The organism is Actibacterium sp., assembly GCF_041584535.1.
Classification (GTDB): Bacteria; Pseudomonadota; Alphaproteobacteria; order Rhodobacterales; family Rhodobacteraceae; genus Actibacterium_D.
Window position 1 is genome coordinate 1 of record NZ_JBFHDW010000074.1, and the last position, 9,939, is coordinate 9,939.

Here is a 9,939-nt window from a genome sequence, read left to right on the forward strand (position 1 = left end):
CAGCCGGTCTGCGGCTGTTGGGGCCGCAATCCATCGGGCATATCAATTTTACGAAAGCGCTGCCCGCAACTCTGAGCGCGCTTCTGGAACTTGAGCCGATGCGGGCCGGGGACATAGCGCTTTTGTCTCAAAGCGGGGCACTGTCCAACTATGCGTCCGCCGAGGCGCTGGCGCGGGGGCTGAGAATGTCGCATGTCGTCACCTTCGGCAATGCGGCGGATGTCACCCCGGACGAGGTGATTGATTATCTGGCCGGTGTGCCCGAGACCAAGGTGATTGCCTGTTATCTTGAAGGTGTGGGCGACAGTGTGGCGTTTCGCGCTGCATGCCAAAAGGCGATCCAGGCCGGGAAACGGGTGATCGCCCTGAAGTCCGGACGGTCAGAGCAGGGGCGGCGTGCGGTCGCCAGCCATACGGCAAGCATGACGGGTTCGGCCGAGGCCTTTGACGCGCTTTGTAAAAGCGCCGGTGTTCTTTCGGTGCGCAGTATCGGGGAATTGCTTGACGTGGCTGCGGCCAGCCGGTTGCTGCCGGACCAAGCAGGCAAGCTGGGGATGATCAGTTTCAGCGGTGCGTCTTGTGCGCTGTTTGCCGATTATTGCGCTGCGGCGGGCTTGGAGATTGCCACTCTTGGCGACGCCACCAAAGAAGCACTGACCAAAATCCTTCCGTGGTTCCTGAAGCCGACGATGCCGTTCGACGTGGGGCAAACGGTTTTTGATCATGCGCTTTTCACGACATTGCTTGAGCACATTGCCGTTGATCCCGGCATTGGAACGCTCGTGGTGAACCTGCACACGATCAATCCGTCTGCCCTGCGGCCGGACCTGAAGATCGAGGCGATCAAGGCGGTTCAGCGCCAAACGGGCAAGCCGATTGTGGTGGTCTGGGAGGCCGCGCGGCCAGAAGATGCCGACAACTTGAGGACGCTGACGGATTGTGCGGTCTTTTACGACATGTCGCGGGCAATCTCGGCGCTTGGGCGGCTGAGTTCGGCGCCGCTCGCCGCGCCATCGTCGCAACCGCGTGACCCGATTGCACGGATCGACGGGCTGGACGATGAACACGCGGTAAAGACTTTTCTCGGCGGTCTTGGGCTGCCGGTCCCGCAGGGGAGGCTGATCACCACCGATGAAATCAAGTCGGGTGCTGATTTCAACGGGACGGGGCGGTTTGTGCTCAAGATTGTCTCGCCCGACATCCAGCACAAGACCGAGGTCGGCGGGGTCCTTCTGAACGTGCCTGCCGATGCAGTGGTCGAGGCGGCGAACAAGATGCTTTTCAGGATCGCGGCGACCTGTCCAGAAGCACGGCTGCGTGGCATACTTGTCGAGCAGATGGCCCCGGCGGGTGCGCAGGAAATCGTCGTAAGCCTTTTACGCGACGTGGAATGCGGCCCGGTTCTGACCATCGGGGCCGGAGGGACGGCGATCGAGCTTTATCGCGATGTGGCGCGTCGGGTTTGCCCGGTGTCCGTGGAGGAAATCCACCAGATGCTGCGGGAGTTGAAAAGTTTTCCGTTGCTCGACGGTTTTCGCGGGGCACCGCCCGCAGATGTCGACGCGCTTGCCGGACTGGCTGAGAACATCTCGCGCATTGCGGTGGCCGCACCTTGGTTGACCCAACTGGAACTGAACCCGGTTCTGGTCGGACGGGCCGGAGAGGGTGTGATGATCGTGGATGCGCTGGCCGAGCTTGACGCGTCGACCGGGCATCAGGACGTGACAGGATAATCCGCGCGAATTCCTAGGAGGGGGCGCATGAAAAATGAACTTGAAAGCTATGTCACCGGACCACGCGAGCCCGCGCTTTTAGAGCGCACGATCGGCGCGCAGTTTGCGGAGACCGTAAAATGCTTTGGCGGTCGCGCGGCGATAGTGTCGCCTGATGGCCAGAGTTTCCTGACCTACAAGCAATTTTGGCAGCGGACAGGGGATGTGGCGGCGGGCCTTTTGTCGCTTGGCCTCACACCCGGCGACCGTGTGGCAATCCTTGCGCCCAATTGCACGGAATGGGCGCTGCTCCAGTTCGCGACCGCGCGGGCCGGGCTGGTCCTTGTCTCGCTCAACCCCGCCTACCGCAGCCCGGAATTGGCTTTCACGCTGAAGAAATCCGGCAGCAGGATGTTGGTGTCGAGCCGGGCGTTCAAGACCTCTGACTACCTTGACTTGATCAACGGATGCGACGGCGCCGCGCTGCCTGAACATTTGCCGGAACCGGTGGAATTCTTCATTGGTGTGGGACAGGATTGGCCCAAGGGCACGATGATTTTCGAAGAGTTGGAGGCGCGCGGTGCGGCTCTGTCGAAGGATCGGCTTGCCGAGATTGAAAGCGCGCTCAAACCGGACGATCCGATCAATATCCAGTTCACAAGCGGCACCACGGGTCTTCCCAAGGCGGTGACGCTGTCGCACAGGAATATCCTGAACAATGCCCGCTTCGTGGCCCACCGTCAGGCGCTGAGCGAGGAGGACCGGCTGTGTATCCCGGTGCCGCTGTATCATTGTTTCGGCATGGTGATGGGGAATCTGGCCTGTGCGTCTGTTGGCGCCTCCTGGACCTATCCCTCTGAGGGGTTCGACCCGGCCAGAACGCTTGCCACGATCGAGGCAACGCGTTGCACCGCGGTCTATGGAGTGCCGACCATGTTCATCGCCATGCTGAACGATCCGAGTTTTCCGCAACGCGAGCTTGGCAGCCTGCGGACCGGGATCATGGCCGGGGCTCCTTGTCCGTCGGATGTCATGCGACGGGTGATTGCCGATATGAATATGGTCGATGTGACCATCTGTTATGGCATGACCGAAACCAGTCCGGTCAGCTTTCAGACCGGCAAGGATGATGCGCTGGAGCGGCGCGTCGGCTCTATTGGCACGGTGCATCCGCATCTCGAGGCGCGGCTGGTCGACCCAGCGGGCGCGGTCTGTGCAATCGGGCAGGAGGGTGAAATCCAGGTGCGGGGCTATTCCGTGATGTCAGGCTATTGGGGCGATCCAGCGGCAACGCGCGATGCGATCACCAAAGATGGCTGGATGCGGACTGGCGATTTGGGGCGGATGGATCAGGCAGGGTATTTTCAGGTCACCGGCCGATCCAAGGACGTGATCATCCGGGGCGGCGAGAATATCGCACCGCGCGAGGTCGAGGAGTTGTTGCACAGCCATCCCGATGTCGCTGATGTGCAGGTCTTTGGTCTGCCTGATGAACGGCTGGGGGAGACGGTGTGTGCCTGGGTGCAGCCGGCGCCGGGCACAAGGCCGGACCCCGATATGCTAAGGGACTTTTGCAAAGCAAGAATAGCGCATTTCAAGGTGCCCAAGTTCATCCGTATCGTCGGGGAATTCCCGATGACCAGCAGCGGCAAACCGCAGAAATTTGCCATGCGCGAGATCGAGATAGAGCGCGCTAAGGCCAAGGATGCGGGCGCTGAGGAACCGGTTGTCGGATCGGCGCAATAATGCTTTCTATGAGGCCCGTGGCGATGCTAAGACAAAATGATGAGGGGTTCAGGCATTACATGCAGTTGAACGGAACGGGCGCAGGGCCGCAAAGAGGGGTAGGGGGGAGCCAGCGGAAACGTGGCTTCCTGTATCAGAACGTTGCCAACCTCGTGGCCAAGCAGATCGAACGCGGCGCCTACAAGATCGGCGATATCCTGCCGCGCGAAGAGGATCTGGCACAGAACCTGAATATCAGCCGCAACACGATGCGCCATGCGCTGCAATTGCTGGAAGATCAGGGGTTGATCCTGCGCAAGAAGCGGGTGGGAACGGTCGTGATTGCGTCACGGCCCAACCCCTCGATGACCGTGAACCTGACGTCGTTGGACAGTTTCGGACAGGTTGCGGCCCGAACCGATTTTCACCCCGCGACGGCCGGTCCGATGGCTTTGCCGGCCGATCTGTCGGACATTTGCGAAACCAACATGGCGGCCTCGGACAACTGGATGCGTGTCGGCGGGCCGCGTACGGATACCCTGTCTGGCCAGCCCTATTCCTTTGTCAGGTTTTACTTCCCCGAACGTTTTGGCTCGGTCGCGCAACTGATCGGTCCCAAGACCGGTCTTGTATATCGGATCATCGAAGAAACCTACGGTGTGACCGTTGACTCGGTCCAGCTTGAGATCCTAGCCGCGCCTATCGAACCGGACGTGGCGCAGGCCCTCGACTTGCCGCCGGGAAGTGTGCTTCTCAAGCTGCTGGAAGTGATGCGTGAGGCTGATGGCAACGTGATCGAAGCGGTTGAAGCATATTACCAACCCGAGACCTTCCGTTACCGCGGTGTGATCCGGCCCGGCGCCGCCCGCTAGCGCGGCACCGTCTCAGTGCGGCCAGCCCGCGACCTTAAATAAATACCAACATATATGGAGGCAAATATGCCCAATGCTCTGATTTCTCATGTTGAGGACCATATTCTGCACATCCGGATCAACCGTCCCGAGGCGATGAACACCTTTAACGCCGAGGTCGTCGAGGGGTTCCGTGCCGCGTGGGACCAGTTCAACAAGGGCGACGATTTGCGCGTTGCCATCCTGTCGGCAACTGGCGACCGCGCCTTCAGCGCCGGGGTGGACCTTAAATCTCCGGTCAGTGTTCCCGAACTGGCCTCGATTTTGCCCGGACTCGGGGTCGAGGTGAAAAAACCGGTCATCGCCGCAGTGTCGGGGCATTGTCTGGGTGTTGGGCTGGTGATGTGCCTTGCTGCGGATCTGCGGCTGGCCACACCAAGCGCGAAATTCGGCTATCCCGAACCCAAGGTGGGGATTACCGGCGGGATTGCGAGTGCGCTTCCGCGCTACCTGCCGCGGGCGGTGGCAATGGAGATGCTGTTCACTGGTGACAGTATGGACGCGCAGCGGGCCTATGAAGTCGGTTTTGTGAACCGTTTGGTAGAGCCGGAGAACCTGATGGCCGAGGCGCAGAAACTGGCGCGCCGGATCGCATCGAATGCGCCGCGTGTCGTGGGCGTTCTCAAGGAACTGGTTCTTATGGCCGATACCCCGACCCCGTTTGAACGGGCGGCGTCGGCAGACCGGCTTCTTGCCCCCTTGCGCGGCAGCGCGGATGAGATCGAGGGCCGACTGGCCTTTCTCGAAAAGCGCGCGCCGATTTTTACGGGCAAACTGTAATGCCCTACACATCCACTCATTGGGGGATCCGCGAGATCGTGACCGGGCCAGACGGGAAACCGCGACTTCGGCCCTATGATGCGGACCCCGACGCCAATGATATCGGCCTCGATCAATTGACGGAGGCAGTGCAGTCAAAACGGGTGCTGCGGCCGGCGGTGCGGGAGAGTTTCCTCAAAGACGGCGCGGCAGCGGCAGGCGCGGGGCGGGGGAAAGAACGCTTCGTCGACGTGGATTGGGATACGGCGTTGGATCTGGCGGCGTCCGAAATCGCTCGGGTGCGCGACATGCATGGCAATGGCGCAATTTTCGGCGGCTCTTACGGCTGGTCCAGCGCAGGCCGGTTCCACCATGCCCAAAGCCAGGTTCACCGGTTCCTCAACAGCGTTGGCGGTTATGTGGCACACCGCAACACCTATAGCCTTGGGGCCGCGCACGTGATCCTGCCACGTGTCGTGATGCCCATGGGTGCGCTGATGAACAGTCACACGGATTGGGACACGCTGGCCGAGCATTGCGACCTCTTCGTCACCTTCGGCGGGCTTCCGGCCAAGAACGCGCAGGTATCGGCGGGGGGCGTGGCACGCCATCGGCTAGGCGGTGCGCTTGGCCGCATGGCCGACCGGGGCGTTCGGTTTGTCAATATCGGGCCCGAGCGGGACAACATCGACGCCGTGACCGCGGCCCGGTGGATCGCAGTGCGCCCCAATACCGATACAGCATTCATGTTAGGTCTGGCCCATGTTCTGGCCACCGAAGGGCTTGTGGATCGCGATTTCCTGCAAAGCCATTGCGTTGGATATGACAAATTCGAACTTTATCTTCTGGGCAAGACGGACGGAATTGCCAAGACACCTGACTGGTCCGCGTCCATCACCGGGGCCGACCCGGCCACGATCCAGACGCTGGCGCGGCAAATGGCGGGGGCGCGTGTCATGCTCAACATGGCATGGGCGTTGCAGCGCGCCGCGCATGGCGAACAACCTTGCTGGATGCTGGTCGCACTGGCCGCAATGCTGGGGCAGGTTGGCCTGCCCGGAGGCGGCTTTGGTATCGGATACGGCGCCGTCAATTCGATCGGGAGCGACGGGCAGCGTCTTCCCGCCCCAACGCTGCCTCAGGGCGTGAACCCGGTCTCGGATTTCATTCCCGTTGCACGGATCGCCGACATGCTGTTGGACCCCGGCGGACCCTATGACTATGATGGAACGCAGCGGAATTACCCGGATATCCGGCTGATCTATTGGGCTGGCGGAAACCCGTTTCACCATCATCAGGACCTCAACCGGCTGCGCCGGGCATGGCAGCGACCTGAGACGATCATCGTCAATGAATGCTATTGGACGGCGACCGCGCAGCATGCGGACATTGTGCTTCCGGCAACCATTCCGCTGGAGCGGGAAGACATTGGCTATGCCTCGTTGGAACACCACATGCTGTGGATGTCTCCGGCGGCGTCGGTTTTGGGCGAGGCGCGGGACGACTATGATATCTTCGCCGCGTTGGCGGACCGGCTTGGCGCGGAGGAGGCCTTTACCGAAGGGCGCACGTCGCGTGCGTGGTTGGAACATCTCTATGATCGGTCGCGCAAGGCTATGGCCGAAGTAGGGACCATGTTGCCGGATTTTTCCGAGTTCCGTCAGTCGCCGCCGCTTCACTTGGACGCGAAAGAACGGAAGGTTTTACTGGAGGCGTTTCGCAACGATCCTGTGGCGGCTCCACTGGCGACGCCTTCAGGTCGGATCGAGATTTTTTCTGAAGCAATCGCAGCGCTAGGCCTGGACGATTGCCCGGGCCATCCGTGCTGGCTGCGACCGGCGGAATGGCCATCAGAGGCGGGCGCAAAGCCGGGGCAGCTGCATCTGCTATCGGATCAACCCGCCCATAGGCTGCATAGCCAGCTTGATCCCGGAGCGGCCAGCCATCGCGCCAAGAAAGATGGTATCGAGCAGGTGCGTATGTCTGCTGCCGATGCCTTGCAATTCGGGCTGGTGGAGGGCGACACGACAATTCTTTCGAATGAACGGGGGCAATGCTTGGCGTCAGTGCACATTCAGGACGGTTTGATGACGGGAACGGCCATACTTTCAACAGGAGCGTGGTATGCGCCAAATCAAGATGGCTTGGATCAGTCCGGCAATCCAAACGTTCTGACGGCTGATATAGGCACTTCGAAATTGGCGCAGGGCAGCACAGCACAAACATGTCTCATCGAAATTAAGCGCTATAGTGTAAGTGACACCTGAACTGGTCTTGTCACGCTTGCTTTCTGATCTCTCCACTCATTTAGGCAGCCTTTCGTTCAAAGGCCACGGGGCTTTGCCACCCGGCGATGAATGACGTCGCCGTGGATTATAGAACCCGTTGACGTACTGGAATATCGCGCCCTCTTCCTGGCGACGTGTGTCCCAACGGTTGCGCCAGATCAACTTGGCCTTGATGGATTTGAAGAAGGTCTCAACCATGGAATGTCGTAACAATTGCCCTTGCCGCTCATGGATATTTTGAAGCCATGCTTCGAAAGAGGCTTCTGACACTCGTTCGAACAGTATTGCGATCCGCGATCCGTATGATGAATGCAGCCTTTGGGCGGTTGCCGCAGTGCCACGGCCATGTCCAACGCCCGGATCGCCAGGTCCCGTTTCATACGATTGCTGACAGCCCAATCAATGACGCGCCGGGACTACAGATTGATGATGACGACCAGATACAACCACCCTTCGGTCGTCCAGATATAGGATATGTCACCGGCCCATTTCTGATTTGGGCCATCCGCAGAGAAATCCTGGTGGCGTGCCCGAGCCTGTGGCCTCACGAAGGTTATTCGTGGCCAGCCTCTTTTCAGGCCTCAATGGAAATCCCGGCTTGGGAACAGGCGTTTGGCCTGCTCGCGCGGATGACGGGCGCGAGGCGGATAACGTGGGGGACGCGGGGCGTCGTCGGCTTGGGGCTGGGTGATGCCAATCGCGTCGTCGAGCGGGTGGCCCAGTTCCGAGAGCTTGTGCGACAGGTCCTCTATGTGGTCGGCGATCAGGTGCACGACGATGCCCTCGCGCTCCAGCCGCCCGGTTGCGCGCAACAGCCGCCCGCCCATCACGATGCGGCGGAAACGTTCGTAGACCTTGGGCCAGACAACGATATTTGACACACCGGTTTCATCCTCCAGCGTAAGGAAAATCACCCCCGATGCCGTGCCCGGACGTTGCCGCGTGATGACAAGGCCGCACACAGAGGTGCGTTTCAACGGCGCTGTCACAAGCTGGTCGTGGCGGGTCAGGCCGGGGATGGTGGGGCGCAACAGCTCCATAGGATGCGCGCGCAGGGTCAGACGCGTGGCAACGTAATCCTCGACCACCTCTTCGCCCAGATGCATCGGCGGCAGAGTAACGGCAGGTTCGCGCACCCCCTCGCCATCCAGCGGGTCGGAAAACAGCGGCAGCGGTGCGGGGGCGCGAATGGCCCGCACGGCCCAAAGCGCATCGCGCCGCGTCAGCCCCATGCCCGAAAAGGCATCGGCCTCGGCCAGCCGTTCAAGCGTGGCAGGCGGGGTGGCGGCACGCAGCCACAGGCTTTCAGGATCGGGGTATCCATTGCCGCGCGCTGCTACGATCCAGCCCGCATCCTCGGCACGAAACCCCTTGATCTGCCGAAACCCGAGCCGCAGCGCCAGCCGCCCGTCAGCGCGGCGTTCAAGCGTATTGTCCCACTCCGAGCGGTTCACACAGATCGGTCGCACCTCCACCCCATGTTCGCGCGCATCGCGCACGATCTGGGCGGGGGCGTAAAATCCCATCGGCTGGCTGTTGAGCAATGCACATGCAAAGACCGCCGGGTGATGGCATTTGAGCCAGGACGACACATAGGTCAGCATGGCAAAAGCCGCCGCGTGGCTTTCGGGAAAACCGTAATCGGCGAAGCCTTCGATCTGGGCGAAACAGGCCTCAGCCACCGCCAGCGTATAGCCGTTGGCCAGCATTCCCGCCACAAAGCGGTCGCGATGCGCGCCAATCGTGCCCATGCGCCGGAACGAGGCAAGCGAGCGGCGAAGCTGGTCGGCTTCTTCCGCCGAATAGCCCGCGCCCACCACGGCGATCTGCATCGCCTGCTCCTGAAACAGCGGCACGCCAAGGGTCTTGGCCGTGACGGCGGCCAGCGCGGGCCCAAAGGGCTCGGGCGCCTCCAACCCCTGTCGCCGCCGGATATAGGGTTTGACCATGCCGCCCTGAATGGGGCCGGGGCGCACGATGGCGACCTCGATCACCAGATCATAGAAGGTGGCGGGCTTCATCCGGGGCAGGAAATTCATCTGCGCCCGGCTTTCGACCTGAAACACCCCCACCGCATCGGCGCGTTGCAGCATGGCGTAGGTGGCTGTGTCCTCTTGGGGAACGCTGTCGAGGGCGAGTCGCTGGCCTCCATGGGACTCCAGCAGATCGAAGCTCTTGCGCAGGCAAGTCAGCATTCCAAGGCTCAGGATGTCGACTTTGAGGATACCAAGCGCATCGATGTCGTCCTTGTCCCATTCGATCACCGTGCGGTTTTCCATCGCTGCGTTCTCGATGGGACATAGCTCGTCCAGACGCCCGCGTGTGATGATGAAGCCGCCGACATGTTGGCTCAGGTGGCGCGGGAAGCTGATGATTTCACCGATCAGCTCAAGCGTCTGCGCCAGCCGCCGGTCCGTCGGATCAAGCCCCAGCGCCCGCACCCGGTCCATATCCGGCCCAGCGTTCGACATGCCCCAAATGTCGCCCGAAAGCCGCGCGGTAAGGTCCTGAGACAGGCCCATGACCTTGCCCACCTCGCGGATC

At 61.3% G+C, this 9,939-nt stretch carries 6 protein-coding genes and 1 pseudogene; 5 read left to right on the plus strand and 2 right to left on the minus strand.

Features of this window, described 5'->3' with window-relative positions:
* Positions 1-98 precede the first annotated feature (98 nt).
* The 5 genes from ABYW26_RS05510 to ABYW26_RS05530 all read left to right on the plus strand — a co-directional run bounded on the left by ABYW26_RS05510 (position 99) and on the right by ABYW26_RS05530 (position 7,374).
* Positions 99-1,733, plus strand: coding sequence for an acetate--CoA ligase family protein (locus ABYW26_RS05510; RefSeq protein ID WP_372603792.1), 1,635 nt, complete (start codon positions 99-101; stop codon positions 1,731-1,733).
* Positions 1,734-1,760: 27 nt separating this feature from the next.
* Positions 1,761-3,458, plus strand: coding sequence for an AMP-binding protein (locus tag ABYW26_RS05515; protein WP_372603788.1), 1,698 nt, complete (start codon positions 1,761-1,763; stop codon positions 3,456-3,458).
* 59 nt (positions 3,459-3,517) lie between these two features.
* Positions 3,518-4,309 carry a GntR family transcriptional regulator gene (locus ABYW26_RS05520; RefSeq protein ID WP_372603793.1) on the plus strand — a complete coding sequence of 264 codons (792 nt, stop codon included), beginning with the start codon at positions 3,518-3,520 and terminating at the stop codon, positions 4,307-4,309.
* A gap of 66 nt (positions 4,310-4,375) precedes the next feature.
* Positions 4,376-5,128: an enoyl-CoA hydratase/isomerase family protein gene (locus ABYW26_RS05525; protein WP_372603789.1), complete on the plus strand. Its 753-nt coding sequence runs from the start codon at positions 4,376-4,378 to the stop codon at positions 5,126-5,128.
* On the plus strand, positions 5,128-7,374 hold the full coding sequence (locus ABYW26_RS05530; protein WP_372603790.1) for a molybdopterin-dependent oxidoreductase: 2,247 nt from the start codon (positions 5,128-5,130) through the stop codon (positions 7,372-7,374). Before ABYW26_RS05525 ends, ABYW26_RS05530 begins: the two co-directional genes overlap by 1 nt.
* Before the next feature lie 40 nt (positions 7,375-7,414).
* On the opposite strand, the pseudogene ABYW26_RS05535 reads toward ABYW26_RS05530, so the two are convergent.
* Positions 7,415-7,916: pseudogene (locus ABYW26_RS05535) on the minus strand (IS3 family transposase); the annotation flags it as partial.
* A 60-nt stretch (positions 7,917-7,976) separates the two neighbouring features.
* Positions 7,977-9,939: OB-fold nucleic acid binding domain-containing protein (locus ABYW26_RS05540; RefSeq protein ID WP_372603791.1), on the minus strand; the 1,963-nt coding region annotated here is incomplete at its 5' end.

Bases quoted from the DNA above. Each gene is read 5' to 3' on its own strand.
- ABYW26_RS05510 (WP_372603792.1), top strand. From the start codon at position 99: ATGCGGGCCGGGGACATAGCGCTTTTGTCTCAAAGCGGGGCACTGTCC.
- ABYW26_RS05515 (WP_372603788.1), top strand. From the start codon at position 1,761: ATGAAAAATGAACTTGAAAGCTATGTCACCGGACCACGCGAGCCCGCG.
- ABYW26_RS05520 (WP_372603793.1), top strand. From the start codon at position 3,518: ATGCAGTTGAACGGAACGGGCGCAGGGCCGCAAAGAGGGGTAGGGGGG.
- ABYW26_RS05525 (WP_372603789.1), top strand. From the start codon at position 4,376: ATGCCCAATGCTCTGATTTCTCATGTTGAGGACCATATTCTGCACATC.
- ABYW26_RS05530 (WP_372603790.1), top strand. From the start codon at position 5,128: ATGCCCTACACATCCACTCATTGGGGGATCCGCGAGATCGTGACCGGG.